Raw genomic sequence first — 25,376 nt, 5'->3', positions numbered from 1 at the left:
GGACGGTACTCGGGTCCTTCTAAAGGATGAGGCGGCACCCTACTGAGGTCTTACCCGGCGGCTGGAAGGACGGTCCCAGGGGCCGATGTCCCGCGGCGCTTATTTCGCGAGGGTAGAGACCATGACGAACGACTTCCTGCCCCGCCGCCGCCAGGCCTCCATCAAGGCCCAGCTGATCACGGTCATCGGCATCGTCGCCGTCGTTGCGATTCTCGCGATCTGGCGGCCCGGTATCGGTCAGCTTCTCAAGCCCTCGGAGGGCCCGAAGCTGCAGGTGACCACTACTGGGACCGACTAGTCCGAACTTATGGCGGCGATCCGTCGTCAGAGTAGGCACACACCGCCCCGGCGGTTTCAGAGGAGGACGATATGAGCACTGTCACCATCACCCGCGGCCGCCACCACGCCGTACCGGCACTCTGGCGTCAGGTGGTTCGCAACGAGCACGGCCGGATCGACCGAGGGACCGACCATCACCCGCTGACTCCGGATCAGCTTCTCCAGGCCCACGCTCAGCTGGAGATGTACGAAGGTCTGCTGCGCACCCATCGGGGTACGGCGGAGCAGCGTGACCGCCTGATCAGCCGCGTGAGCGAGCTGCGCGCGGTGCTCGACCGCTGACTCCGGCCACTGACGACCGGTTGACGGAGGGGTCGACCGGTAGTCGTTAAGGCGTCAGCAGTGCGATGAGGGCCTCGGCGTAGGCCTGTTCGGCATCCGGCCCGGTGAACCTGTGCTCACCGCTGTCGGCCGCCAGATCGACCGCGTACCCGTCCGGCGCCGCCTCCAGCCGGACGAACCGGTCGGCCAGCAGCTCGCGCAACTGGTTCTCCCGCGGCAGCCAGACCACCTCGCGCTGTTCGATACTGTCCAGCGCCCACTCGGTGGTGCCGTTGAACCCGATCACCTTGCCACCGGGATAGTCGTGCACCTCGACCGTCATATCGCTGACCACGAAGACGTCGTCGTCCATCTCCCGGTTCGGCACGATGAAGCGATCACCCGGCCCGGGCACCCACAACACGCCGGCCTTGCGTAACCGCCTCGCCTGCTCAAGTGTGATCACCCCACCAGTCTGCCCACCAAGCGGCAAACCCGGTTAGCGCTTGCCCACTGCGCGGACGAACTGCTTACCGTCCTCGTCGCGAACGGCGTACCCGAGCTTGTTGATCTCCAGCCGGAACTCGCGCACGTCGGACTTGCCCTTGTCGCCCGCCTTCATCGCCTTCGCTCGCGCCTTCAGTACGGCGTTGACCGCCGGCGGGATGTCCGGGTGATCCTCGATCCAGCGGTGGAAGGCGCCCGCCTGCGGATCGCCGTCATCGGACCAGGCATAACCGTGCAGCCGGAAGGCCGGCCCGAACTTGCCTGCGCCCGAGCTGAGCTCGTCATGTTTCTCGCGCGCGAGTTCGCCACCGCGAGCGTCCTGCAGCACCAGCTCCTTGCCGTCGAGGAACGCCAGCGCCACGTCGTTCCGCCGTACGGTCTGGGTCTTCGTGTTCTTCAGCAGTTGTACGTCGGCATCGGTGATCGTCACCTTGAGGGTGTCCTCCAGCGCGACCGCAGCCAGCAGCACACCGGCGATCAGGCCGGCCAGCATCAGGATCAGCGTCACCCACCAGGCGTCCCACTCCGCGACGAACCGCAGCGGGCCCTTCGGCAACCAGTCCACCGTCATCGCCCAGTCGGCGATCCGCGGCAGGAAGAAGCCGAGGACCAGGCCGACGAGCGGGAAACCGCCGTACAGCACGAGTTTGTCCAACTTGGAATGCCCGATCACGGTCTGCCGCTCGGCGTTCATCGATGCTCCTGGGTTGCCAGCCGGAAAAGCGTGACCAGCTCTTCGGCGTACGACGTGAGGTCGGTTTCGGGATGTTCGGCCCAGCGGGTCACGGCGCCGTCGATCGCCTGCGTCACGGTCATCGCGATCACCACCGGGTCGAACGCGCGGAACTCGCCCGACGTTTGACCGGCGTGGAGGATGGTCAGCAGTTCGCCGACCGGTTCGGTATCGCGCTCGGCGAAGACCGGACGGCCATCGGTATCGCGGTGGTTCACGATGATCTCGGCCAGGGCGATCAGCCGGGTGCGGTTTTCGCGGAGATAGGCGAGCCGGGAACGGACGTACGCCGCGAGCTGTCCGGTGGCGGTCGGTTCGGCGTCGACGATCGGCCGCATCGACGCGTCCCAATCGGCCAGGACCTGCTCGACCACTTTCTCCAGCAGGTCTTCCTTGTTCACGAAGTGGTACGAGATGACGCTCTTGCTGATCCCGGCCTCGGCGGCGATCCGGGCCAGCGAGGCCTGCCCGTAGCCGACCGCGGTCACTGTCGCGATCGCGGCCTCGATGATCTGGGCTCGCCGGGCGGTCTGGATGAACGACATCCGGCCGCCTGCTCCGTTTTTAGACCGCACGGCCTGAAATTAGCACGCCCGGCCTGCGATGGTGCACTCGGTCAGTCGGAAACCTGCCAGGAAGTGCCTGGTCGGGTCAGCGCGATATTTGGTCCAGATCGCATTGGTTGCGGAGGCGGCGGCTCGTGATGTTTGATCAAATCTCCCCTGATGGAGGTTCGTCATGCCCAAAACGCAGCTCAGCAGCCCCGATCTGCGCAGCCCGAACGGTGTCTTCTCCCAGGCCACCGTGGTCGAGGCGAGTGGCCGGTTGGTGTTCGTCTCCGGCATGACCGCGCGCCGGCCGGACGGCGAAATCGTGGGCGTCGGCGATATCGCGGCCCAGACCCGCCAGGTCTGCGAGAACATCCGGGCCGCACTCGTCGCGGCAGGCGGCACGCTCGAGGACGTCTGCCGGCTGGACGTGTACGTGCGGGATATCGACGACTTCGCCGCCATCCACGAAGTGCGGGCGCAGTTCTTCCACGAGCCTTTGCCCGCCTCGACGATGGTGGAGGTCAGCCGGCTGGCGCATCCCGACTATCTGATCGAGATCAACGCCATCGCAGTGCTGGCCGCATGAGGTTCGCGACGGCCGAGGTGGAAGGCGTCGAACGGCCCGTGGTCGTCGACGGCGAGGAAGTCCTGGTGCTGCCGTCGACCTGGCCGGACCTGGTCTCGGTGATCGAAGGCGGCCAACCCGCCATCGACGCGGTCCGTACGGCGTTGCCGGGTTTGCGACGGGTGGTGATGGACGAGATCCGCCTGGTCGCACCGATCCGGCGATTCCGGCGCGACATCCTTTGCACCGGGTGGAACTACTGGGACCACTTCTACGAGAGCGCGGGTAAACGCGAAGGCCAGGACGTGGATCCGCCGGCGCGGCCGACGTTCTTCGGTAAGGCGCCGGATACCGCGATCGGGCCGTACGACGACATCGCGTACGACCCGGCCGTCTCGGCCAAATGGGATTACGAGGCCGAACTCGCGGTGGTGATCGGCTGGCGCGGCCGGAGTATCCCGGAGGAGAAGGCGCTCGACCACGTTTGGGGCTACACGCTCGCGAACGACGTCTCGCAACGGGACCTCCAGCGGGCGCATGGCGGGCAATGGCTCAAGGGCAAGAGCATCGACCAGACCATGCCGTTGGGACCGTGGATCGTGACGCCGGACGAACTCGGTGATCCGCAGGACGTACGGCTCGAATGCCTGGTCAACGGCGAACTCCGGCAGAGCGCCTCGACCGCGGAAATGGCCTTCCCGATCGCGAAGCTGATCAGCGAGCTGTCCTTCGGCATGACCCTCCACCCCGGCGACCTCATCCTCACCGGCACCCCCTCCGGCATCGGCAACGCCCGCGACCCCCAGCTCTTCCTGACGGACGGCGACGAGGTAATCGTCCGCGCCCCCGCCATCGGCGAACTCTGCAACCACCTAACCCACGCCCCCCTCTCGTACCCCTCCTGACCAAACGCGCGTTAGACCGGGGCGAGGGTGGCGGTGAAGTGGCGCATTACGGGGGATTGGTGGGTTATGCGGTAGCTGGGGATTGACTCGGCGCGTTTGGCGATGGCGGCGGCGGTTTCGACGACGTACTCGAGGTGGCTTTGGGTGTAGACGCGGCGGGGGAGGCAGAAGCGGACGAGTTCGCGGGCGGAGGGGATGTCGGGGCCGCCGGCGGGGTCGATGCGGCCGAAGGCGAGGGTGCCGAGTTCGCTGGCGCGGATGCCGCCTTCGAGGTAGAACTCGGCGAGTAGGGCGTTGGCGGGCAGGGTCCGGCCGGGCAGGAGTTCGCCCGCGTCGATGTAGACCGCGTGCAGGCCGACCGGCTCGATCACGGGCATGCCGACCGCCCGGAGCGCCTCGCCGAACCAGCGGGCGGACTCGGCGCGGTAGCGCAGGTACGACGGCTCGGTGACTTCGAGCAGACCTTGCGCGAGGGCTTCGAGATCGCGCCCGGCCAGGCCGCCGTACGTCGGGAAGCCTTCGTAGGCGATCAGTTCGAGGCGGCACCGGGCGGCCAGGTCCTGGTCGTTCATCGCGATCAGCCCGCCGATGTTGGCGATGCCGTCCTTCTTGAGGCTGGCCCAGATGATGTCGGCCAGCCGGAACATCTCCTCGGCGACCTCGCGCGGCAGCCGGCCGGCGAATTCCGGCTCGCGTTCGGTGATCAGGTACGCGTTCTCCGCGAAGCGTGCCGCGTCGAGAATCAACGGAACGTCGAACTCGTCGCAGATCGCCCGGGTGTCGCGGATGTTCTGCATCAGCACGGGTTTGCCGCCGAGGCCGTTATTCGTGACGGTGAGTACGACGCACGCGACGTCCTCCACCGCGAACGCCTTCCGCAGCTGGTCGAGGTCGATGTCGCCGCCATCCGGCGCAGGGATGTCGACGGCTTTACCGCCGGCCAGTTCCACGTGTGCCCGCGTGGTGTCGAAGTGGGTGTTGCTCACGCTCGCCTGGCCTGGCTTGAGCAGTGTCGAAAGGACCAGCCGTTCCGCCGCACGGCCCTGGTGGACCGGCAGCACCTCGCTGAAGCCGGTCAGCTCCTGCACGACCGACTCGAACCGGCGGAACGATCGCGCCCCGGCGTACGACTCGTCGCCGGAGAGCAGTGCCGACCACTGGGCGGCGGACATCGCGCCCGTGCCGGAGTCGGTGAGCAGGTCAATGGTGATCTGGGCGGCGTCGACCTTGAACAGGTTGTACCCGGCGGCTTCCAGCGCGGCGCGGCGTTCCGCGGCGGTCGGGAAGGCGATCGGTTCGACGGATTTGATCCGGAAGGGCTCCATAAAGGCGGTCATGACCTGAGTGTCGAGACGGACGTCCGCAGCGGACAACAGATTCGCGAAAGAGATAATCAGTTCCGTGATCACCTTGCGGATGCCGCCGGACGCGGCCGAGCACGTCAGTTTCGAGCTGTCCGCCCTCGCCGAGGCGGTGCACTCGTGGCACGCCCTGAGCGCGCCCGGCCACCACGCGCTGCAACTGCCCTGGGTACGGCGTTGCCGGGATCTGCCGGCCGAATTGCGCAACGACCTGCGCAGGTTGAGCTGGGTGGTGCGGGACTACGTGCCGGCCTTGTTCGAGGCGGGTGCGGGTCATCTCGATCGCACCTTCGCGGAGGAGATCGAGATCGTGCGGGCCCTGCCGGCGCGCGACATCGCACGCGATTTGTCCGAGGCGGTCCTGGTCAACGAGGGCAACGATCCCGAGCTCCGGCGCCGCGTCAAGAAGGAACCGCGCAGCGTGCTCGACGAGATCCTCGCGGTGCTCACGTCGTACTGGGAAGTTGCCTTCAGCAAGGAATGGGAGCATCTCGAACCGCAACTGCTCGACACGGTCGCGGACGCCGGAACCGCCTTACCTGATGGGGTTCTGCCCTTGCTTCGCCAACTCGCGCCCGCGATCCGGCTCGACGTGCGACGTAGGCTGGTGCTGCTGGATCGCCCGCACGATCATCGGGTCGAAGTCGCCGAGCGTGGGCCGTTGCGGTTGACGCCGAGCTACTACGCGTGGCCGCACGTGCGGGTCACTTGCGACGAGCCGTGGCCGTTGCGGATGACCTATCCCGTCGTACCGCCGAATCCGCAGAGCAGGGAGTCCGTCGAGTTGTCGTCGGGTCTGCGTGCGCTCGCGGGGCAGTCGCGGCTCGACATCATCCGGCTCTTGGCGGAGGAGCCGCGGAGTACGCAGGAGTTGTCAGGATTGCTCGGCCTGTCCGGTGCAGCGGTCTCGCGCCACCTCAAGCTGTTGCTCGACGCGGGAATGGTCCAGACCCGCCGTGAGGGCTACTACGTGTTGTACGAAGTCGTAGGCCAGCGCCTGATCGACCTGGCCTACGACCTCCGCACATTGGCTAGATGAACCCGATCACCCTGACTTGCACAGCGGTCATGGCGGCATGTTGCGGGGGAGACAACGTTATCCCGCCTTGGGGTTCCGGTGCGCGTTGGTTCGTGTTGATGAGCGCTAAAAACGCACAATACTGCACGCTTGATGCCTGTTGACATCACTCGCAAGCATTGACAACGTATGTCCCCAAGTCCGGCCAACCCCTCCGCGGCCGGTGGTCAGGGAAACGGAGTCGGCATGAGGAAGCATTCGCCAGCGGCGCTGGGTGCTCTCGCAGTTGCGGTCCTGATGACCGTGGTGGGCTGCAGCAGCCCAAATTCACCGAACACGAAGAAGTCGGCGCAGTCCGACGGATACGACCCCGGTTACACCTGCAGCAAGACGTCCTGTCCGACGACGCTGACAGCGGGACTCGCCGGTGGTCAGTCGACCTTCGTTCGGAACTTCAACCCGTTCTCCCCGACGGCCACGTCGGGCACGTTCTTCATGTACGAGCCGTTGTGGATGTTCAACATCCTCAAGCAGGGGGAGTTCATCCCCTGGCTGGCAGACAAGCCCGCGTGGTCCGAGGACGGCAAGAAGATCACCATCAAGCTGAACCAGGACGCAACCTGGAGCGACGGCTCGTCCGTCACCGCGGAGGACCTCGTCTTCACCCTCGAGGCCCTGAAGAAGGACCCCGAGCTGCAGAAGTTCGAGTACGTCGCCGCGAAGGCGGTAGACGCCAAGACCGCGGAGATCACCTTCGCCGGGCCCGCCTACACGCTCGAGAGCACCATCGGTGGCGTGTCCATCGTGCCGAAGAAGATCTGGGAGTCGCAGGACCTCAAGAAGTGGACCAACCCCGAGCCGGTGGTCAGCGGGCCGTACAAGCTCGGGCAGTTCTCCAGCCAGCAGGTTGTCCTGCAGGCGCGGGCGGACTACTGGAAGCAGAAGGTGCCGGTGCCGCAGATCAAGATCCCGATCCTCGGTCAGGCCGAGGAGCAGAAGCTGATGTCCGGTGAGCTGGAGTGGTCCGGCGGTGCGATCGCGAACGTCAAGAAGGTGTATGTCGACAAGGATCCCGAGCACAACCACGCCTGGTACCCGTCGTACGGCTCGCTGAACGTGTACTTCAACCCGGCCCGCAAGCCGTTCGACAATCCGAGCGTCCGCAAGGGCCTGTCGCTGGCGATCGACGGTGACCAGGTGATGAAGATCGTCACCCAGGATCTGTCGTACTCGATCAGCCCGACCGGGATGGATCAGAAGACCCAGGGCAAGTGGATCGCCCCGCAGTACAAGGACCTGCCCTTCGGCAAGGCGAACGTCGACGGTGCGCTGGCCGAGCTGGCCAAGGCCGGATTCAGCAAGCGGGGCGAGGAGTTGGTCGGCCCCGACGGCAAACAGCTCACCGTCGATCTGCCGGAGAACGCGGAGTACAAGGACGCCATCCAGCGTGACCAGATCATCGCCGAGCAGTGGAAGAAGATCGGCGTGAAGACCAATGTCCGGCCGGTGCCCGGCACCCAGCTCGACGCACTGAAGAAGTCGGCCGACCTGGACGTCAACGTGGGCGGCGCGGTGTACGGCGCGAACCCCTGGAGCTACTACAACGACATCCTGAGCTCGAAGAACGCCGGCGCCTGGGCCAACTACGGGAGCTGGAAGGACCCGGAGACCGACGCGCTGCTGAAGAAGTTGTCCGAAACCGGAGACCAGGCCGAGCAGCTCGCGGTGGTCGGGGAGCTGCAGAAGATCATGGTCGAGAAGGTGCCGAGCTTCCCGCTGGCCAGTATCGGTGCCTCGGCGGAGTACAACTCCAAGCAGTGGGTCGGGTGGCCGAACGAGGAGAACCCGTACGCGATGCCGCCGCCGTGGGCCGCGGGCGACAACCTGCGGGTGGTCCTGTCCTTGAAGCCGAACCCAGACACCTACGGAAGCTGAAGCAGGGATGACGTCGAGTGTCGAGGTCGTCGACTCAGCTGCGGCACCCCCACCGAGGGCGAAGCCGGTCCGTGGTCGTGGGTCGTCGTGGCGGTACTTCGCCCGGCGGATCAGGTTCTACCTGGTGGCGACCTGGGTCGCGATCACGCTGAACTTCTTCATTCCGCGGCTGATGCCCGGCGACCCGGCCGGCGCGATCATCGAGAACCTCCGACGTACCCAGGCCGTGTCCGCCGAACAGGTGCGGGCGATCCAGCGGCTCTTCGGTGGTTCGGGCGATCCGCTGTGGCAGCAGTACTTCGGCTACCTGAAGCAGCTCGCACAGGGCGATTTCGGCATCTCGACGGCGTTTTACCCGACCCCGGTCTCACAGGTGATCGGGTCGGGCATCTGGTGGACGCTCGGCCTGGTCGGTACCACCACCATCCTCGCCTTCGCGTTGGGCACCGGTCTCGGCATCCTGGCCGGACGCAAGCCCGGTAAGGGGTTCGACGCGATCGCGGCACCGCTGTCGACGTTCATCGGTGCGCTGCCGTTCTTCGCGGTCGCGCAACTCCTACAGCTGTTCCTGGCGGGAAAGCTCGGCTGGTTCCCCGATATCCACGGGTACGACGTCGACAACCTGGTGCCGGCGTTCGACATCTACTTCATCCCGAGCGTGATCCACCACGCGCTGCTGCCGGCGTTCACGATCATCGCCGGGTCGATCGGCGGCTGGCTGCTCGGGATGCGCAACATGATGATCACCACCATCTCCGAGGACTACGTGCTGCTGGCCGAGGCGAAGGGCCTGTCGCCGCGCCGGGTGATGACGCAGTACGCGGCCCGCAACGCGATCCTGCCCAGCGTCACCGGCCTGGCGGTGTCGCTCGGCTTCGTGGTCGGTGGTTCGCTGCTGGCCGAGGTGGTCTTCGCCTACCCGGGCGTCGGGTACCTCTTCTACCAGTCGGTGACCAGCGTGGACTACCAGCTGATGCAGGCGCTGTTCCTGATCATCTCGCTGTCGGTGCTGGCCGCGAACTTCATCGCCGACTCCGTCTACGGGTTGATCGACCCACGAGCCAGGGAGGACGTGTGAGCAGGCTGCGGCTGCCGGACAGCACGAAGGTCCGGGTCGGTCTGGTGATCTTCGGCTTCTTCGTGCTCGTCGCCCTCGTCGGCCCGACCGTGGTCACCCACGTCTTCGGCCTGAGCGCGACGGAGCTGGACGTCGACCACCTGCGCGAGGCTCCGTCCGGGTCGCACTGGCTCGGCACGGACAAGAACGGTCGTGACCTGCTTGCCCGGCTCGTCGTCGGGACCCGGACCTCGCTGCAGATCGGCCTGCTGGCCGGGCTGATCGCGACCGGCCTGGCGACGCTGCTCGGCATCGCCGGCGCCTACATCGGCGGCCGGACCGATGCGTTCCTGACCGCCTTCACCAACATATTCCTGGTGATCCCGGGGCTGCCGCTGCTGATCATCGTCGGCAGCTACGTCAAGGGCCGCGGCGGCTGGTGGGTCACCGCGCTGATCATCGGCCTGACCAGCTGGGCGGGTGGTGCCCGGCAGAAGCGGGCGCAGGCGCTGTCGCTGCGCAATCGCGACTTCGTCACCGCCACCGAGATGCTCGGCGAATCCCGGCGTCGGGTGATCGTCTTCGAACTGGTGCCGCACCTGGCGCCGCTGATCGCGGCCAGCCTGCTGTTCTCGGTCGTCGGCGCGATCTTCGCCGAAGCCGGACTGGCCTTCATCGGGGCGGGCAATCCCTCGATCATCAGCTGGGGGATGCTGATCAACGACGCTGGACCGAACGCCCTGTTCAACGGCGAGTGGTGGACCTTCGTCCCGCCGGCGGCCTGTATCGCCCTGCTCGGGACGGCGGCCGGGCTGATCAACTTCGGCATCGACGAGATCTCCAACCCACGCCTGCGCACTGTCGCGCGTAAGGCGTCGACCAGGCTGACCGCCTTGACGGGAGCCAAGCGATGACCGACGTACTGCTCGAGGTGGACGGCCTGCACGTCGGGTACGAGACCGACGACCGGCCCGTCAACGCGGTGGTGGATGCGACCTTCACGCTGCGGCGTGGCGAGATCCTGGGCATCGCCGGCGAGAGCGGTAGCGGCAAGTCGACGTTGATCAACGCCATCACCCGGCTACAGCGTCCGCCGGCCGTCACCACGGCCGGGACCGCGGTCTTCCATGCCCAGGATGGCGACAAGGTCGACCTGTTGCGAGCCGATCGCGACCAGCTCGCGAAGATCCGCTGGGAGGAGGTGTCGATCGTCTTCCAGTCGGCGATGAACGCACTGAACCCGGTCTTGCGGCTCGGGGCCCAGTTCGTCGACACGCTGCAGGCGCATCGCCGGCTGAGTCGCACCGACGCTGAGGCCCGGGCGGCCGAGCTGGTACGGATGGTGGGCATCCCTGCTGACCGGTTGCGAGCCTTCCCGCATGAGCTATCCGGCGGGATGCGCCAGCGCGCCACCATCGCGCTGGCACTTGCCTGCGACCCCGAGCTGGTCGTGATGGACGAGCCCACCACCGCGGTGGACGTGGTGATGCAGCGCCAGATCCTGCGCCAGGTGCAGCGCCTGCAGGACGAGCTCGGTTTCGCGATCCTCTTCATCACGCACGACCTCTCGCTGCTGATCGAGATCGCCGACCGCATCGCGGTGATGTACGCCGGCCGGATCGTCGAGCTCGGCCCTGCCCGCCAGCTGTACGACGACCCACTGCACCCGTACTCGGCCGGGCTGCGGGACTCCTTTCCGCCCCTGCACGGCCCGATCCGCGTCCTGCGAGGGATCCCGGGCTCTCCGCCGGACCTCCGTGACCCGCCGCCCGGCTGTGCGTTCCACCCTCGGTGCCCGAAGAGGTTCGCGCCTTGTGACACCGAACTGCCGCAGCTGCTGCAGCCGATCGAGGGCCGTCAGGTGGCCTGTCACCTGCACGACCCCGCCGTACCCGTGATGGCACGCCAGCAGCGTCCAGTGGAAGGTGAGAAGGTTGGCTGAGGCAACCGCGAAGGCGACGCCTGTACTGGAGGCGCGCAACGCCACCAAGCACTTCGCACTGCGCGGCCGGGGCAGCAAGGGCCACGAGGTCCATGCGCTGGAGTCCGCGAACCTGACCCTCTACCGCGGCCGGATCGCCGCCCTGGTGGGCGAGAGCGGCAGCGGCAAAACCACCCTGGCCCGGCTGATGGCGCTGGCCTACCCGCTCACCGACGGGGAGATCCTGCTCGACGGTGAGCCCGCCGATCCGCGCGGGCAGAAGGACCGGCGGCGGTACTACGCGCGCGTCCAGCTGATCTTCCAGGACCCGTTCTCGTCGCTGAACCACCTGAAGCGGGTGCGTTACATCATCGGCCGGGCACTGCGCATCCACGGGCGCGCCGCCGGCCGGGCCGAGGTCGAGGCCAAGGTGCTCCAGTTGCTGGAGCGGGTGAACCTGACACCGGCCAAGGACTTCATCGACAAGTTCCCGCATCAGCTCTCCGGCGGCCAGCGCCAGCGGGTGGTCATCGCCCGGGCTCTTGCGGTCGAGCCGGCGGTGCTGCTCGGTGACGAGCCGGTGTCGATGCTCGACGTGTCCATCCGCCTCGACATCCTCAACCTGCTCGCGAAACTCCGGGATGACGAGGGCCTTGCCATCCTCTACATCACCCACGACATCGCCAGCGCGCGCTACTTCGCCGACGACATCAACGTGATGTACGCCGGTCAGCTGGTCGAGTCCGGCCCGGCTGAGGCGGTGAGCCAGCAGCCGAAGCACCCGTACACGCGACTGCTGCTGGACTGCTCGCCGGACCCGGACCGGCGCGACGACGGCGTCGTGGACAGGTTCGACGACGACCTGGGAGAACCGCCCAGTCTGATCGACCCACCGCCGGGCTGCCGCTTCCACCCGCGCTGCCCGTTCGCGCGCGACGAGTGCCGCACCCGGCTGCCCGAGCTGACCTCCTTCGACGACGGCAGCTGGACCCGATGCTGGTTGTACGGCGACGGCGGTCACTCGCACGAACCCGCTGAGGAGATGCTGACCCGATGAGATTCGGCGCCAACTACACACCGCGGCGCGGCTGGTTCCACCACTGGCTGGACTTCGATCCGGCCGAACAGCGGGAGGACTTCGAAACACTGGCCGGGCTCGGTCTCGACCACGTCCGGGTGTTCTGCCTGTGGCCGCTCTTCCAGCCGCAGCGGGGATTGATCCGGCAGCGCGCGCTCGACGACCTGGCCCGCCTGTACGACGTCGCGGCCGGGGCAGGCCTGGATGTGACGGTCGACGTCCTGCAGGGACATCTGAGCAGCTTCGAGTTCTACCCTTCGTGGACGGTGACGCACCATCAGCGCAACATCTTCACTGATCCCGACGTGGTGGAGGCCGAGGCGGAGCTGGTCGCCGCCGTCGCGCATCGGCTACGGGACCACGGCAACCAACTCGGCGTGAGCCTGGCCAACGAGCCGAACAACATGATCGCGCCGGTGGGTCGGGACGCCGTCACCGAGGCCGAGGTGGACGCCTGGATCACCCGGCTGCTGACGGCCGCGACCGAGGCCGACCCGGACCACCCGCATACGCACTCGGCGTTCGACGCGGTCTGGTACGACGAGGGCCATACGTTCACCCCTCGCCAGCTGACCACGCTCGGCGCCCGGACCGTCGTCCATCCGTGGGTGTTCTCCGCCGGCATCGGCAAGAAGTACGGCGGCCTCAGCACGGAGGCGGCCCATGTCGCCGAGTACGTCGTGGAGCTGGCCCGGGCCTGGGCACCGGACCCGGCTCGCTCGATCTGGGTGCAGGAGATCGGCGCACCGGCCGGCTCGGTCACGCCGGAGCAGGCACCGGAGTTCGCCGAACAGACGGTTCGGAACCTGGCCCGCTGTGAAGGGGGTGTGGGGTGTTACCTGGTGGTGCAGCCACGATGTCTCGCGCACGATGCGGGACTTCCCCGAGCTGGAGTACAGCCTCGGCCTGTGCGACGAGCGCGGCCTACCGAAGCCGGTCGGCGAGCGTCTGCGCGATGTCGCCGCGGAGCTGAAGCACAGCCCGTCGCAGGCCGGGACTCGCTCGACAGCGGTTGTGCTGGACGTGGGTGACGGTGCGGAGCCGCGGCGGGCGAGTGCTCCCGGCGGCGCCTTGTTCGACGCGTGGATGGCCGCTGCCGCGAACGGAACGCCGCCGGCGATCGTGACCAGCGACCGGTCGACCGACGAGGACTATCTCCGGCGGCGCGGCATCCCCTATCCCGTTCTATCTGCGACCTGAGGAGAATCTCCGTGGCGATCCAGCCCTGGTTCGACGAGGCCAAGCTCGGCATCTTCATCCACTACGGTGTCTACGCCGTCAACGGGATCGCCGAGTCCTGGTCGTTCTTCAATGGCCGGATCAGCCACGACGACTACCTGAAGCAGCTCGATGGCTTCACCGCCGCCAAGTTCGACGCCGACGCCTGGGCCGACCTGTTCGAGGCGGCCGGAGCGCGGTACGCCGTACTGACCACGAAGCACCATGACGGAGTCGCGCTCTACGATACGGCGGCCAACGATCTGTCCACGGTGAAGGCGACGCCCGCGCGCCGCGACATCGTCAGTGAGTATGTCGACGCGTTGCGGCGGCACGACCTCAAGGTCGGGCTCTACTTCAGCCACCTGGATTGGACCCACCCGAACTACGCCTCGGTCCGGCCGGCCCAGATGCCGGTCGACGAGCGCGGCAACCCGTTCGCGGTGCCGGCGGCAGGGGAGGAGGACCCGGCCAGGTGGGAGTGCTTCCTCACCTTCCACCGGGCCCAGCTGACCGAGTTGCTGGAACGGTTCGGCCCAGACCTGCTGTGGTTCGACGGCGACTGGGAGCGCGACCCCGAGCAGTGGCGGATGGACGAGGTCCGCGAGCTGATCATGAGGATCACCCCGCAGGCGGTGATCAACGGGCGGATGAACGGTGGCTTCGGTGACTATGCGACGCCGGAGCAGGGAGTGCCGATCGAGCCGCCGGCCGGTCCGTGGGAGCTGTGCCTGACCATCAACGACTCGTGGGGTTTCCAGCACGCGGACGACAACTACAAATCGATCCGCCAATTGGTCCGGATCTTCGCCGAGACGATCGGCGGCGGGGGGAACCTGCTGCTGGACGTCGGACCGCGAGAGGATGGCACGATCCCCGGCCCGCAGGTGGAGCGCCTGCGGGAGCTCGGCGACTGGATCCGCCGGCACGAACCCGCGATCTACGACACCGGCCGCGGTCTCCCGCTCGGCCACTTCTACGGCGCCTCCACGGTCTCCACCGACCGGCGCCGGCTCTACCTGTTCTGCTTCGACCGGCCCAACGAGTACGTAGTGGTCCGCGGTCTGAAGAACCAGGTGCTCAAGGCAACCATCCTCGGCGGCGGCGTCGACCTGCAACACCGTCGCGTCGGCGGCCTCGGCGAGGTCCCCGGCTGGGAGTACCTCTCCGTCGCCTCGGACACCGCCCTCGACCGGGACTGCACGGTGATCGAGCTAGAGCTGGACGGCGAGCTCGACGTCTACCGCCAGCACACCCGCGACTAGGAGTGTGCTGGCCGCCCTTGGGGGCGTTCAGTAGATGCCTAGGGCCGGGTCAGCTGTGCGAGACCGTGAGGTTGTAGACCTTCACCTGGCCGTAGTTGCTGCCGTCACAAGGAGACGAGTTGGTGCAGTTGGCCTGCGTATACACGCCTGCCTTGAAGTACCCAGTAGTGAACGAGACCGGGATGGTCGCCTGCCATACGTTGTTGTAGTAGGCCTTGATCGAGCCATTGCTGACCACGAACTTGGCCTGGAAGCGGGTGCCCAGCGTGTAGTTGCTGGTCACGAGCTTGTAGTGGGTGTCGTTGTCCCGGGTCACATAGAGGCTCGAGCCCTCCAACCGGAACACCGAACGGTCATTGCCGTCATGGATCTGCCCAGCCACCACATGCGGCTTCACCTTGGGCAGATGGGTAATGGCCTGGTCGATCACCATCGTGTGCGTGCCGGAGTTCGAGGACCAGCTGGCCTCATTGCCGCCACTGTTCATCTCACGCAGCTCCGAGCGGGCGTACGTCGTGTTGGGGGTCTTCACCCCGTTCACGGCATTCCGGAACTGGACGGCATCGCAGGTGGACGTGGAAGACACCTTGAACCACGGCGAGATCTGGTAGGTGTTCAACCGGGGTTGAGTCACCTGCAGGATCTGTGTGCCGGACTGGTTGGGGTCGTCAATCGGCAGCTGCAACTTCCACCGGGACAGGTTCAAGATCTCGGCGGGATAGGTGCAGGCAGGAACGGGAATGGGTGCTGCGGTGGAACTACTCGACGTCGCGGCGACAGTCGTCACACTGGCGACGACCGACAACAGGACGGCGAGGGGGCGGTATCCACGCATCGCGGACTCTCCTTCTCTCAAAGCGGAACTTCCCTTGGTATCGAGCTCCTTTCAGAACCAGGAGGTCTTGTCGACCACGTTGACAAGGTCCACGCCGCTCGCGAATCGGCGCGCGTTCTCCCGCAGGACGGCATAGCGGCGTTCGTCGGCATAAGGCCCGACGCCGGCGACATGCGGGGTGATCAGGACATCCGGGCGCTGCCACAGCGGATGCCCTGGCGGCAGCGGTTCACTCTCGAACACGTCAAGCGCGGCCCCGGCCAACCGATCCTCGGAGAGCGCGTCAACCAAAGCGTCGAGCTGGACGGTCGGACCTCTGCCGATATTCACGAAGTACGCCGAAGGCTTGAGCAACCCAAAGCGTCGTACGTCGAAGAAGCCCTCGGTCGCGGGCGTATGTGGCACGGTCAGGATGACCAGGTCAGCCGTCGGCAGCAACGAGTCCAGCGCCTCAGCCGGTTCAACCGCCGCAAAGCCTTCCAGCGGGCCCTTGGAGCGCTCGTCCACCCCCACAACCGTCGTACCGAAAGCTCCCAACAGCCGGCCGACTTCGGCACCGACCGCGCCTGCGCCAACGACCAAGGCCGTTGCCTCGGGCAAGTTCACCACCGAGGCCGGCTCCCAGTCGGGCGCCCAATGCGCGTCCACCTGATCGCGAAAGTACCTCGGCAGGCCGCGGCACAACGCCAGCACCAACGCCAACGTATGAGCCGCCACGTGATCGGTGTAGGTGTCGCGCATATTCGTCACCACGACGGGATGCGCGACGAGCTCGGGAAAGAAGTACCCCGGCGGCGGAGCGGCCTGCGGCGCCTGCAACCACCTCAACCCGTCGGGCAACAGCGCAGGCGTGAGTACGCCATACGCCGCGTCCGCCGTCCGCAGCTCCTCGTAAACAGCGTCGTCCGATGGGCGGACCACCAACCAGCCGGGCACGTCCGCCATCAACCGCGACGGCCAATCCCGGGTCGCATCGATCTGCGGTGGTACCAGCACGAGCTTCATACGCCGCCACCGCCGCGGATCGCCGTACGGATGGCCGCTTGACGTGCGGGCGATGCCAGCCCGGCGTGGTAGTACCGCACCTCCGAGACGCCGGCCGCGACCAGCCGACTGGTGAACGACGCCAAATCCTCGGGCCGCTGCTCCAAGGCCGTCACGTTCGCGACAAGCGGTACGTCAGTCCGCGCGGCTGCGGCCTTGACTCGCGCGAGCGCCGCCTCTTCGTCGTGCCAGCACTTCAGTACGAAGGCGTCGGGCGGCCCTTCCGCAAACCCCGTCAAGTCCGCGCCGACATCCGGCCCGGTCACCTGCGGATCATCCGTTGCCATCAGCAACAAGTCACGATCAGACGACACGCCCCGGATATCAGCCACCAAGTCGGCAATGACCTTCGTGCGATACCCGTACAACACCTCGGCGCGAGCAGCCCCGATGGCCTCGGCGAGGTTCGCACCGGCCGGAACACCCTGCTGGAGTTCGCGATTCACGCTGAGGCGAATGTCCTGCGCGAGGTCGACCGTGTCGATGCCCAGCGCAACAAGGTGTGCCGTGCAGGCCGGGCAAAGACAGAGCGACAGGAGATCCCGCGCACAAGGAGACAGGTCAGCGCCGGCCGTCTTCTCGTGATGGCTGCCATGATCGAAACCGAGCCACCCGCACGCCTCCAGCATCAACGCGGGTACGTCGTACTGGTCGCACACCTCCCGGACCAGGGTCAACGCGTACTCCCGGACCGCGGGTTGCGCCGGGCACAATGCGTACTGGAAGGTCTCGCCGAACGCGTTCCGCACCGTGAGGTCCGGCGCCGAACGCCCGAGGATCGACGAATGCGTCAACACCAGCCAAGCCTCGGTCCGCAACCCCTCGGCGGTCAACGCCGCGAGCGCCGTACCGAAGCGATCGTCATCCGGCACACCCCAGGACGGCGCAACGGGCTGAAGTAGTTGCCCGCGCCAACGTTCGGGCCGGATCCGGAAGTACGTCGCCGCGTGGTCGGCGTGAACGACGCGATGCCGTGGATGCCAGCCGGTCGTCGCCCGCACCGAGTGGTACGCCGCCTGCAGCGTGACCGTATCGGCGCCGAGATCGTTGAGACGGCGAGCCGCGTCGGGATCACCGACGAGGTCCCAGGTGTAAGCGAAGACCCCGTGCCTCACCATCGAGGGATCACCGGGTCCCACGCCGGATCGACCGCCAGCATCGGCGTGACGTCATCCCGCGTGTCGAACCCGGCCCGCTCGTACTGCTCAGCCAGTCGTCCCAACGAGTCCAGATCCAACTCAACGCCCAACCCCGGCCCCGTCGGAACCGGCACAGCGCCATCCACAAACCGCAATACGCCTTCGACCACGACGTCCTCGACCAGGTAGGGGTAGTGAGTGTCGCAGGCATACGTCAGCTCGGGGGTGGCAGCCGCCAGTTGCGTCATCGCGGCGAGACTGATCCCGAGGTGCGAGTTCGAGTGCATGGAGAGCCCGAGGCCGAAGGTGCGGCAGACCGCCGCCAATTCGCGCGATCGACGCATCCCACCCCAGAAGTGGTGATCAGAGAGGACCACGCCGACCGCGTTCTGCCGGATCGCCGGCTCGAGATGCTCGAAGGCCGTAACACACATATTGGTTGCCAACGGCATCGACACCTCGCGGGCAACAGTCGCCATGCCCTCGATACCGCCCGTCGGGTCCTCGAGATACTCGAGCACTCCCTCCAGCTTGCGGCCGACGGCGATACTCGTCTCGACGGTCCAGCCGGTGTTCGGGTCGAGCCGCAGCGGATGGGCCGGGAAGGCGTCGCGCAACGCGAGAATCACGTCCGCCTCGTCAAGAGCGGGCAGCACGCCACCCTTGAGTTTGAGCGAGCCGAACCCATACTCGTCGACCATCCGCCGGGCCTGCGCGACGATGCCGTCCGCCGTCATCGCCTCACCCCAGGGGTCATCCGCATAGCTCGGTGACGGCACATGCGTGGCCGGCTTGAAGAAGAGGTACCCGCTATAGGGAACGGCATCCCGCACGCGGCCGCCGAGGAGCTCCGCCACCGGCCGCCCGAGCGCACGCCCTTGCAGATCCCAGCACGCGACCTCAAAGGCGGAGAACACCGTGGACAACGTCTTCGACGCACTCGCCGCGCCGATCAACCCATGCGTCGCCTCCGACGCGACCCCGCCCAAAGCCTCGCCAACGATCCGCTCCAGCCCATTGAGGTCGAACGGATCCAGCCCCGTCAAACGCGGAGCCACGAGGCGCAACGCGTCGAGAATGGCCTTGTCGCCGTACGTCTCGCCGAGCCCTTCCAGACCGTCGTCCGTCCGGACCTGCAGGATCGAGCGCAACGCGTACGGCTGGTGCACGCCGTGGATGTTGCGCAGCGGCGGGTCCTTCATCGCGATCGGCGTGATGACGACCTCGGAGATCCTCATGCGGCCTCCTTACGGACCAGGGCGAGACCCCGGTCGATGATCGACTCCAGCTCTTCGAGATGCGCGGGCGTCGGATCGGTCAACGGCGAACGCACCGATCCGACATCCGTCCACCGCGACCGAACGGCGGCCTTCACCAACGACACGGCGTACCCCTGTCCCTTGTCGCGCAGGGCCACCAGCGGCAGGTAGAACTCCTTCAACAACCTGTTGACCTGTACGTCGTCCCCGCGGACGACTGCCGCCTCGAAGGCATGCGCGATCTCCGGCGCGAAGCAGTGCACGGCGGACGAATACGCCCGGACGCCGATCGCCCGGTACGAACGCGCGGTCACCTCGGCCGTCGGCAATCCGTTCAGATAAAGCAACTCCGGCGCGGCCGCCATCGCCCGTTGCATCAGGTCGAGATCGCCCACGCCGTCCTTGAACCCGATCACGCCCGGGATCTTGGCGAGCGCCGCAACGCTGTCGGCCGTGAAGACCGCGTTGTCCCGCTGGTACGCGATCAACGGCAGACCCGCATGCCGCGCCAGCGCGCCGTAGTGGTCGAGCAGCCCTTGCTGGGAGGCCTTCACCAGGTACGGCGGGAGGACCAGCAGGCCGTCCGCGCCAGCCTCGCGAGCGGCATCGGCGTACTGCTTGGCGACCGCGGTGCCGTACCCCGTGCCGGCGAAAACCGGGAGGGCGCCGGCCGCCTCGGCGACCGCCGCGCGGATGGCGGCGGCGTACTCGTCGAGGGTGAGTGAGAAGAACTCCCCGGTGCCGCAACACGCGAAGATCGCGGCCGGTCCGGCATCGATCTGCACCCGCAGGTGCTCGCGATATCGGTCGAGGGCGAGGTCGCCCTCGGCGTCGAACGCGGTGACGGGGAAGGCGGACAAACGGTCGAGACGCATAACGGGATCACCCCTTGGTGGCGCCGGCGAGGCCGCGCACGAAGTAGCTCTGGAACAACAGGAAGACGATCAGCATGGGAGCGAAGGAGATGGTCATACCGGCGGCGAAACCGGTCCAGTCGACGGCGTGCTCGCCCTTGAACGAGAGCATGCCGACGGCAAGGTTCTGCAACTCTGGTTGGCCTAACGTGAACACCAGCGGGATGTTGAACTCGTTCCAGTTGCTGACGAACTGGAAGATCACGACGACCGCGATGACCGGTTTGGCCAGCGGCAGGATCAGCCAGAACGTACGCGGGAAGCCCGCGCCGTCCAGCTTGGCCGCGTCGAACAGGTCACTCGGGACACTGGCGAAGAACCCCGTGAACATCAATACATAAAGGGCTCCGGCCGATCCGGACATCGCCAGGATCACGCCGGCCCGTGTGTTCAGCAGGCCGAGCTGCTGCACCAGCACGAACTGCGGAATGATGATCGAGGCCACCGGGATGAACAGCGTGGCGATGATCAACCGGTGCAGCAAAACCCGGCCGGGGAAGTCGAATCGCGCGAGCACATACCCGCACAGGGCCGACTTGACCAGCTCGATGAACGTGGAGACGACCGAGTAGAGCACGGTGTTCGCGAAGTACTGCGAGAACCCCGCGTTCACCCAGGCCCGGGCGAAGTTGTCGAAGTTGAGCTGATCCGGGATCAGGCTCGCGCCACCGGTGAACAGACCGCCCTGGGTTTTGAAGGCGGCCGAGATCGTCCACAGGAACGGGTAGATCCAGATCAGGCTGATCACCAGCAGGATCGGGATCGCGACGGCGTTGTTGCGCAGGGCGCGACGACTCGAGGGACGCATCAGACGCCGTACTCCTTCCTGAGTTTCTGGGCCCGGCGGACGAAGATGCCCTGGCTGGTGACCAGCACGAACGCGATCACCGAGAAGAGCAGCGCCGCGGCAGACGCGTAGCCGTACGCGAATGGCACGCTGCCAAAGGCCTCTTGGTAGATGAAGTACGACACGACGTACGTGCTGGTACCGGGGCCGCCACCGGTCAGCGTGACGACCAGGCCGAACACGTGCATCGCGTTGACCAGCGCGAGCAGCAGGATCACCACCGCGACCGGCTTGATCATCGGCAAGGTGATCTGCGTGGCCTTCTGCCATTCGCTGGCGCCGTCGATATCGGCGGCCTCGTAGAGCTCTTCGGGCACGTTCTGCAACGCGGCCATCCAATAGATCATGTACTGGCCGAAGATCTGCCAGATCGAGACCAGCACGATCACGGTCAGCGCGCTCCACCGGCCCGCGAACACGTCGACCGGCTTGTCGACGAGATGCAGGTCCAGCAGCAGGGCGTTGAGCGCGCCGTTGGACGGGTTCAGCAGGTACGTGAAGATCAGGCCGGCCATCGCGACCGGAATGATCAGTGGCGCGAAGAACACTGTGCGGAACAGTTTCGTGCCGCGTAGCCACTTGCGCGTCAGGATGATTGCCATCAGCAAGGAAAGCGGCAACTTGATCACGGTGTTGAGCACGGCGAAGATCAACGTGTTCACCACGGCCAGCCAGAACAGCTTGTCGTTCAGGATTGAGCCGTAGTTGCCCATGCCAACGAAGTTGTCGATCGGCCCGATCCCGGACCAGTCGAAGAACGAATAGTAGACAGTGGCAACCAACGGCCACAGCGTGAATCCGAAGTACAGCAGCAGGAACGGGCCCAGGAAGACGAAGATCCAGACTCGGTCGAATCCCCGGACCCGTTCACGGCCGGTGTCGGTAGTGGTCGCCATCAGCGCTTGTACTTGTCCAGCCCGAAGTCAGCGGTGTAGTCCCAGTCGGGGAAGGTGTAGCAGTCCTTCGACACCTTCAGCCCGGCCGCCGCCTCCTCCTTGAGCTTGTTCTCGAACGTCGTCTGCCGCTCCTGGACCAGGGCGCTCGCGAGAGGTGCCAGCGGCTTCTTGCCGACCAAGGCCTCGACCATCGCCTCGTACTCACCCGACGGACGTTTGCCGGTCGCCTCGAGATAGGCCTTGGACTTGGCGATATCCGGGCACTTCAGCACCGGCACCGGCACGTTCACGCGGAAGCCCGGCGTCTCGGCGATCTTCATGATCTGCTGGATGGCCGGATCCGTGACCATTTTCTTGTTGTCCGTGAAAGCCAAGGTGCCGAAGCCCTGGTTGTAGTACTCCTTGACGAAGTAGCCCTCGGGATCGGTCATCCAGTTCAGGAAGTCCCAGGCCTGCTGGTGGTTGGGCGTCTGCGAGCTGATCCAGTACTTGTTGCCGTCCTGCTGCCGCGAGAGCGCACCGGTTGCACCAGCGTCCGGGTTGGGGTGCGGCGCCACGGCGTACTTGTCGTTGCTGAACCCCTGGCTCTTCCACACACTCGGCATCCAGGTGCCGTCGAAGTAGATGGCCGCTTGATTCGCCGCGAACTGCTGGCGGGAGAAGTTCTTGTCGTTCGTGCCCGGGGCCAGGTAGCCGTTGTTGTTGAGGTCCTGGATGAACTCGAACGTCTTCAGCGCAGGGGCGTCGTCCAGTGCGAACTTGCCCGTCTTGAGGTCGAAGAATAGGTCGGACCGTACGCCGGAGGCGAGGGCGAAGTAGATGCGCTGGAGTTCGCGGCCCTTGCTCGGCGACGCGATGCACTCCGACTTCGTGCTGGCCTTGACCTTGGCGCAGGCCGCCTTGAGTTCGGACCAGGTCTTCGGCGGGTTGTTCGTGTCGAGTCCGGCCTCTTGGAAGACCTGCTTGTTGAGGTACATGTAGCCGGGACCCCAGTAGAGGTTCTCCGAGAACGGGAATCCGTACGTCTTGCCGTCCGACTGGTTGATGCCCTCGATGAAGGAACCGGCCGGCCATCGCTTGAGGAAGTCCTCCGGCGGTTTGCCGCTGGGGTGCAACGGCTTGATCCACTGCTGGGTGAGCAGCTGGCCCATGTTCATCGGGCCGCCGTCGCTCCAGTAGAAGATGTCCGGCGCCTGCTTGCTCTGGAAGGCCAGCGGCAGCGTCTTGGCGTACTCGTCCTGGGTGATCGAGCGCCACTCGATCTTCACCTTCGGGTTCGACTTGTGGTACTCGGCCGCGACGGCCTTGTGGAAGTCGACCTGTTCGGCGGAGAAGTCCCAGATCTTCAGCGTGATTTGGCCGTTGCTGCTCGCGTTCGGACCGTCCGGGTCCGTGCCGCAGGCCGCGATCAGCGCCGTCGTCAGGGCCACGGTCAGCGTGAGTGTGGCGGCACGGCGTAGTGCCTTCATGAGCCCTCCTCAGGGGCAGGAGCTGCTGGGGGTAAGCGCTTGCCGGTGACCATAGACCCGGTCGCGGGTGGTGGACAAGGGTTCGTCTGAAAGCGGTTTCAGAATTCTTTGAGCGGCTGTGGCAACCGCTTTCTCGTCTGGGCTACGCTGAGCGGGTGCAGAACCGGCCGGCGCGATCCGCCCGCGTCACCATCACCGATGTCGGCGCGGCCGCCGGCGTATCCCCGGCCACCGTTTCGCGCGTCCTCAACGGAACGGCCCGAGTCGACTCCTCGCTCGCGCTTCGCGTGCAACAAGCCGTCGCCGAGCTCGGCTACCGGCCGAACGCCGCCGCCCAAGGTCTCGCCCGAGGCCAGTGGGAGACGATCGGCGTGCTGGTGCCCGATCTCGCCAATCCGTACTTCCCCGACGTGCTCAAGGCCGTCTCCGCCGTCGCCCGATCGCACGGGCGCCGGATGTTGGTGATGGAGTCCGACGAGGATCCGTCGGTCGAGCACGACCTCGTCGAGGACCTGATGCGCTGCTGCGATGGCGTCCTGCTCTGCTCGCCGCGGATGACGCGTGCGGAGCTCGCCGAGCTCGCCGCGCGCGACCACCCGATGGTGCTGTTCAACCGGGTCGTACCAGGCCTGTCGGTGCCGTCGATCTCGGTCGACTTCCACGGCGGAATGACCGCCATCTGTGGACACCTCGCCCAACTCGGCCACCGGCGCGCGGTCTACCTGGCCGGGCCGCCCGCCTCGTGGGCCAACGCCGAACGCATCCGCGCCTTCTCCGGCGCGAAGGCCTTCGGTCTAGAGGTGACCGTGGTGCCCTGCGGTTCGACCAGCCAGGCCGGGTACGACGAGGTCGCCGGCGTCCTTGGCGAAGGCGTGACGGCCATCGTGACGTACAACGATCTGGTGGCATTCGGCGCGCTGATGCGGCTGCGCGAGCTCGGTGTCGACGTACCGGGTGAGGTGTCGGTGACCGGGTTCGACGACATCTCGCTGGACCGGGTGGCCCATTCGAACCTCACCACGGTGTCCGTGCCGCGGGACCAGCTCGGGCGGCAGGCGGGGGAGATGCTCGAGCTGCTGCTCACCGAGGGGTACGACGCTGAGCCGCGGTATCTGCCGATGGAGTTGCGCGTCCGGGATACGACCGGTTCGTCGGTTCGTTGACGATTCACCTAAGGTAAGGCTCGCCATACTTTGTACTTAGTTGGGAGTCTCGTTCGTGATCAGGACCAATCGTTTGACCGGTGGCGTTGTCGGTCTGGTCGCTTTTGCGCTGGTGCTGGCCGGCTGTGGTAGCGCCGAGCAGCAGCCGGACTCGGGTGTCGGCGATACCGACGTGGCGACCGGTGGCCGGTTGTTCGCGACCGCCGACCAGGAGACGGCCAAGCTCGGTTCGGACGCCGAGGCGGGCGTCTTCCCGCGTACGGTCAAGCACGCGCTCGGCGAGGCCAAACTCGACAAGAAGCCGGAGCGGGTCGTCGTACTCGACAGTGGCGAGCTGGACGCCGTCCTGTCGCTCGGCGTCACCCCGGTCGGCATGGGCGTCAACACCGGCCAGATCGGCGTACCGGCCTACCTCGCGGACAAGGCCTCCGGTATCCAGGCAGTCGGCACGGTCAGCGACCTCAACCTCGAGGGCATCGCCAAACTCAAGCCCGACCTCATTCTCGGCAGCAAGCTCCGGGCCAACGACCTGTACGACGAGCTGTCCGCGATCGCGCCGACCGTCTTCAGCATCCGCCCGGGCTTCCCCTGGAAGGAGGACTTCCTGCTCGCCGCCGAGGCGCTGGGCGAGGAGACCAAGGCGGTCCAGGTGCTGAACGACTACCAGAAGCGCGCCAACGAGGTGAAGGCCAAGGTCACCGGCTCGCCGACGATCTCGCTGGTGCGTTTCCGCCCGGGCGGCACGATCCGGCTGTACGGCAACAAGTCCTTCATCGGCGTCATCCTCAAGGACATCGGGCTTCCGCGCCCGAAGATCCAGGATGTCGAGGACCTCGCGGTCGAGATCTCCGAGGAGAACATCACCCAGGCCGACGCCGACCGCCTCTTCTGGTCCACCCAGTCCGGCGCGAAGGACTCGGCCGAGCAAAAGGTCGTCAACGGCAAACTCTGGTCCGCCCTCAAGGTCGTCAAAGCAGGCAAAGCCGTCCACGTAGACGACGAAGTCTGGTTCCTAGGCCTAGGCCCCCTCGGCGCCCAAGCCACCCTCACCGACCTAGAGAAATACCTCACCACCCCCTAGATCACAATTGCGTGC

The 25,376-nt window shown here is 66.4% G+C and carries 27 protein-coding genes; 15 read left to right on the top strand and 12 right to left on the bottom strand.

All coding sequences use genetic code 11. The annotated features are described in order from the left end of the window. The first annotated feature begins 121 nt into the window (after positions 1 to 121). Entirely contained in the window at positions 122 to 298 is a 177-nt protein-coding gene (locus OG394_RS21490) for a hypothetical protein (protein WP_328988803.1), read from the top strand. Positions 299 to 369: 71 nt separating this feature from the next. Then, a complete protein-coding gene (locus OG394_RS21485) occupies positions 370 to 621 on the top strand; it encodes a hypothetical protein (protein WP_328988802.1) in 252 nt (83 codons plus the stop codon). A 46-nt stretch (positions 622 to 667) separates the two neighbouring features. On the opposite strand, the gene OG394_RS21480 is transcribed toward OG394_RS21485, so the two are convergent. Genes OG394_RS21480 through OG394_RS21470 form a run of 3 tightly spaced genes read right to left on the bottom strand, consistent with a single transcriptional unit; the run spans position 668 to position 2,415 of the window. Then, positions 668 to 1,066, bottom strand: a complete 399-nt coding sequence (locus OG394_RS21480) for a pilus assembly protein CpaE (protein WP_328988801.1) — start codon at positions 1,064 to 1,066, stop codon at positions 668 to 670. A 33-nt stretch (positions 1,067 to 1,099) separates the two neighbouring features. Further along, positions 1,100 to 1,801, bottom strand: a complete 702-nt coding sequence (locus OG394_RS21475) for a YqeB family protein (RefSeq protein WP_328988800.1) — start codon at positions 1,799 to 1,801, stop codon at positions 1,100 to 1,102. Next, positions 1,798 to 2,415: a TetR/AcrR family transcriptional regulator gene (locus tag OG394_RS21470; protein ID WP_328988799.1), complete on the bottom strand. Its 618-nt coding sequence runs from the start codon at positions 2,413 to 2,415 to the stop codon at positions 1,798 to 1,800. Before OG394_RS21470 ends, OG394_RS21475 begins: the two co-directional genes overlap by 4 nt. 163 nt (positions 2,416 to 2,578) lie before the next feature. Between OG394_RS21470 and OG394_RS21465 the strand changes: the two genes are divergently transcribed. Next, a complete protein-coding gene (locus tag OG394_RS21465; protein ID WP_328988798.1) occupies positions 2,579 to 2,977 on the top strand; it encodes a RidA family protein in 399 nt (132 codons plus the stop codon). Next, the gene (locus OG394_RS21460) at positions 2,974 to 3,861 is read left to right on the top strand and encodes a fumarylacetoacetate hydrolase family protein (RefSeq protein WP_328988797.1); all 888 of its coding nucleotides are present in this window, start codon (positions 2,974 to 2,976) and stop codon (positions 3,859 to 3,861) included. The genes OG394_RS21465 and OG394_RS21460 overlap by 4 nt, the downstream gene beginning before the upstream one ends. Before the next feature lie 11 nt (positions 3,862 to 3,872). Here OG394_RS21460 and OG394_RS21455 read toward each other — a convergent pair whose 3' ends face one another. After that, positions 3,873 to 5,198 (bottom strand): tryptophanase, encoded by a 1,326-nt coding sequence (locus OG394_RS21455; protein ID WP_328988796.1) that lies wholly within the window; start codon positions 5,196 to 5,198, stop codon positions 3,873 to 3,875. A gap of 64 nt (positions 5,199 to 5,262) precedes the next feature. Here OG394_RS21455 and OG394_RS21450 point away from each other — a divergent pair, with 64 nt between their 5' ends. The 9 genes from OG394_RS21450 to OG394_RS21410 all read left to right on the top strand — a co-directional run bounded on the left by OG394_RS21450 (position 5,263) and on the right by OG394_RS21410 (position 14,714). Continuing rightward, the gene (locus tag OG394_RS21450; RefSeq protein ID WP_328988795.1) at positions 5,263 to 6,261 is read left to right on the top strand and encodes an ArsR/SmtB family transcription factor; all 999 of its coding nucleotides are present in this window, start codon (positions 5,263 to 5,265) and stop codon (positions 6,259 to 6,261) included. A 225-nt stretch (positions 6,262 to 6,486) separates the two neighbouring features. Then, entirely contained in the window at positions 6,487 to 8,175 is a 1,689-nt protein-coding gene (locus OG394_RS21445) for an ABC transporter substrate-binding protein (RefSeq protein WP_328988794.1), read from the top strand. Between the two features lie 7 nt (positions 8,176 to 8,182). Further along, positions 8,183 to 9,253, top strand: a complete 1,071-nt coding sequence (locus tag OG394_RS21440) for an ABC transporter permease (protein ID WP_328988793.1) — start codon at positions 8,183 to 8,185, stop codon at positions 9,251 to 9,253. Beyond that, positions 9,250 to 10,146, top strand: a complete 897-nt coding sequence (locus OG394_RS21435; protein WP_328988792.1) for an ABC transporter permease — start codon at positions 9,250 to 9,252, stop codon at positions 10,144 to 10,146. The genes OG394_RS21440 and OG394_RS21435 overlap by 4 nt, the downstream gene beginning before the upstream one ends. Further along, positions 10,143 to 11,174: an ABC transporter ATP-binding protein gene (locus OG394_RS21430; protein ID WP_328988791.1), complete on the top strand. Its 1,032-nt coding sequence runs from the start codon at positions 10,143 to 10,145 to the stop codon at positions 11,172 to 11,174. Before OG394_RS21435 ends, OG394_RS21430 begins: the two co-directional genes overlap by 4 nt. Then, positions 11,167 to 12,210 carry an ABC transporter ATP-binding protein gene (locus tag OG394_RS21425; RefSeq protein WP_328988790.1) on the top strand — a complete coding sequence of 348 codons (1,044 nt, stop codon included), beginning with the start codon at positions 11,167 to 11,169 and terminating at the stop codon, positions 12,208 to 12,210. Before OG394_RS21430 ends, OG394_RS21425 begins: the two co-directional genes overlap by 8 nt. Further along, a complete protein-coding gene (locus OG394_RS21420) occupies positions 12,207 to 13,262 on the top strand; it encodes a glycoside hydrolase 5 family protein (protein ID WP_328988789.1) in 1,056 nt (351 codons plus the stop codon). Before OG394_RS21425 ends, OG394_RS21420 begins: the two co-directional genes overlap by 4 nt. Further along, on the top strand, positions 13,255 to 13,431 hold the full coding sequence (locus tag OG394_RS21415) for a hypothetical protein (protein ID WP_328988788.1): 177 nt from the start codon (positions 13,255 to 13,257) through the stop codon (positions 13,429 to 13,431). Before OG394_RS21420 ends, OG394_RS21415 begins: the two co-directional genes overlap by 8 nt. 11 nt (positions 13,432 to 13,442) lie before the next feature. Continuing rightward, entirely contained in the window at positions 13,443 to 14,714 is a 1,272-nt protein-coding gene (locus OG394_RS21410) for an alpha-L-fucosidase (protein ID WP_328988787.1), read from the top strand. A gap of 49 nt (positions 14,715 to 14,763) precedes the next feature. Here OG394_RS21410 and OG394_RS21405 read toward each other — a convergent pair whose 3' ends face one another. From OG394_RS21405 to OG394_RS21370, 8 genes are read right to left on the bottom strand one after another with little or no spacing between them, the layout of a single operon-like run. After that, on the bottom strand, positions 14,764 to 15,549 hold the full coding sequence (locus tag OG394_RS21405; RefSeq protein ID WP_328988786.1) for a polysaccharide lyase family 7 protein: 786 nt from the start codon (positions 15,547 to 15,549) through the stop codon (positions 14,764 to 14,766). A gap of 51 nt (positions 15,550 to 15,600) precedes the next feature. Beyond that, on the bottom strand, positions 15,601 to 16,554 hold the full coding sequence (locus OG394_RS21400; protein WP_328988785.1) for a D-2-hydroxyacid dehydrogenase: 954 nt from the start codon (positions 16,552 to 16,554) through the stop codon (positions 15,601 to 15,603). Beyond that, positions 16,551 to 17,711 carry a hypothetical protein gene (locus OG394_RS21395; RefSeq protein ID WP_328988784.1) on the bottom strand — a complete coding sequence of 387 codons (1,161 nt, stop codon included), beginning with the start codon at positions 17,709 to 17,711 and terminating at the stop codon, positions 16,551 to 16,553. The genes OG394_RS21400 and OG394_RS21395 overlap by 4 nt, the downstream gene beginning before the upstream one ends. Then, the gene (locus OG394_RS21390) at positions 17,705 to 18,970 is read right to left on the bottom strand and encodes a glucarate dehydratase family protein (protein ID WP_328988783.1); all 1,266 of its coding nucleotides are present in this window, start codon (positions 18,968 to 18,970) and stop codon (positions 17,705 to 17,707) included. The genes OG394_RS21395 and OG394_RS21390 overlap by 7 nt, the downstream gene beginning before the upstream one ends. Beyond that, complete coding sequence (locus OG394_RS21385) at positions 18,967 to 19,866, bottom strand: 5-dehydro-4-deoxyglucarate dehydratase (RefSeq protein ID WP_328988782.1); 900 nt, start codon at positions 19,864 to 19,866, stop codon at positions 18,967 to 18,969. Before OG394_RS21385 ends, OG394_RS21390 begins: the two co-directional genes overlap by 4 nt. A 7-nt stretch (positions 19,867 to 19,873) precedes the next feature. Then, complete coding sequence (locus tag OG394_RS21380; RefSeq protein WP_328988781.1) at positions 19,874 to 20,713, bottom strand: carbohydrate ABC transporter permease; 840 nt, start codon at positions 20,711 to 20,713, stop codon at positions 19,874 to 19,876. Beyond that, a complete protein-coding gene (locus OG394_RS21375; protein ID WP_328988780.1) occupies positions 20,713 to 21,648 on the bottom strand; it encodes a carbohydrate ABC transporter permease in 936 nt (311 codons plus the stop codon). Before OG394_RS21375 ends, OG394_RS21380 begins: the two co-directional genes overlap by 1 nt. Further along, the gene (locus OG394_RS21370) at positions 21,648 to 23,117 is read right to left on the bottom strand and encodes an ABC transporter substrate-binding protein (RefSeq protein WP_328988779.1); all 1,470 of its coding nucleotides are present in this window, start codon (positions 23,115 to 23,117) and stop codon (positions 21,648 to 21,650) included. The genes OG394_RS21375 and OG394_RS21370 overlap by 1 nt, the downstream gene beginning before the upstream one ends. A 155-nt stretch (positions 23,118 to 23,272) precedes the next feature. Here OG394_RS21370 and OG394_RS21365 point away from each other — a divergent pair, with 155 nt between their 5' ends. Then, positions 23,273 to 24,280, top strand: coding sequence for a LacI family DNA-binding transcriptional regulator (locus OG394_RS21365; RefSeq protein ID WP_328988778.1), 1,008 nt, complete (start codon positions 23,273 to 23,275; stop codon positions 24,278 to 24,280). 55 nt (positions 24,281 to 24,335) lie between these two features. Then, positions 24,336 to 25,361, top strand: a complete 1,026-nt coding sequence (locus tag OG394_RS21360) for an ABC transporter substrate-binding protein (protein WP_328988777.1) — start codon at positions 24,336 to 24,338, stop codon at positions 25,359 to 25,361. Positions 25,362 to 25,376: the final 15 nt, after the last annotated feature.

The organism is Kribbella sp. NBC_01245 (assembly GCF_036226525.1).
GTDB lineage: Bacteria > Actinomycetota > Actinomycetes > Propionibacteriales > Kribbellaceae > Kribbella.
Note: the sequence above shows the minus strand (reverse complement) of the source record. Positions and strands in the feature narration are given on the sequence as shown.

Excerpts from the sequence above, each read along its gene's own strand:
- OG394_RS21385 (WP_328988782.1), bottom strand. The coding sequence starts at position 19,866 with ATGCGTCTCGACCGTTTGTCCGCCTTCCCCGTCACCGCGTTCGACGCC.
- OG394_RS21380 (WP_328988781.1), bottom strand. The coding sequence starts at position 20,713 with ATGCGTCCCTCGAGTCGTCGCGCCCTGCGCAACAACGCCGTCGCGATC.
- OG394_RS21465 (WP_328988798.1), top strand. The coding sequence starts at position 2,579 with ATGCCCAAAACGCAGCTCAGCAGCCCCGATCTGCGCAGCCCGAACGGT.
- OG394_RS21475 (WP_328988800.1), bottom strand. The coding sequence starts at position 1,801 with ATGAACGCCGAGCGGCAGACCGTGATCGGGCATTCCAAGTTGGACAAA.
- OG394_RS21445 (WP_328988794.1), top strand. The coding sequence starts at position 6,487 with ATGAGGAAGCATTCGCCAGCGGCGCTGGGTGCTCTCGCAGTTGCGGTC.
- OG394_RS21430 (WP_328988791.1), top strand. The coding sequence starts at position 10,143 with ATGACCGACGTACTGCTCGAGGTGGACGGCCTGCACGTCGGGTACGAG.
- OG394_RS21405 (WP_328988786.1), bottom strand. The coding sequence starts at position 15,549 with ATGCGTGGATACCGCCCCCTCGCCGTCCTGTTGTCGGTCGTCGCCAGT.
- OG394_RS21370 (WP_328988779.1), bottom strand. The coding sequence starts at position 23,117 with ATGAAGGCACTACGCCGTGCCGCCACACTCACGCTGACCGTGGCCCTG.
- OG394_RS21490 (WP_328988803.1), top strand. The coding sequence starts at position 122 with ATGACGAACGACTTCCTGCCCCGCCGCCGCCAGGCCTCCATCAAGGCC.
- OG394_RS21485 (WP_328988802.1), top strand. The coding sequence starts at position 370 with ATGAGCACTGTCACCATCACCCGCGGCCGCCACCACGCCGTACCGGCA.
- OG394_RS21400 (WP_328988785.1), bottom strand. The coding sequence starts at position 16,554 with ATGAAGCTCGTGCTGGTACCACCGCAGATCGATGCGACCCGGGATTGG.
- OG394_RS21460 (WP_328988797.1), top strand. The coding sequence starts at position 2,974 with ATGAGGTTCGCGACGGCCGAGGTGGAAGGCGTCGAACGGCCCGTGGTC.
- OG394_RS21375 (WP_328988780.1), bottom strand. The coding sequence starts at position 21,648 with ATGGCGACCACTACCGACACCGGCCGTGAACGGGTCCGGGGATTCGAC.
- OG394_RS21420 (WP_328988789.1), top strand. The coding sequence starts at position 12,207 with ATGAGATTCGGCGCCAACTACACACCGCGGCGCGGCTGGTTCCACCAC.
- OG394_RS21440 (WP_328988793.1), top strand. The coding sequence starts at position 8,183 with ATGACGTCGAGTGTCGAGGTCGTCGACTCAGCTGCGGCACCCCCACCG.
- OG394_RS21390 (WP_328988783.1), bottom strand. The coding sequence starts at position 18,970 with ATGAGGATCTCCGAGGTCGTCATCACGCCGATCGCGATGAAGGACCCG.
- OG394_RS21395 (WP_328988784.1), bottom strand. The coding sequence starts at position 17,711 with ATGGTGAGGCACGGGGTCTTCGCTTACACCTGGGACCTCGTCGGTGAT.
- OG394_RS21455 (WP_328988796.1), bottom strand. The coding sequence starts at position 5,198 with ATGACCGCCTTTATGGAGCCCTTCCGGATCAAATCCGTCGAACCGATC.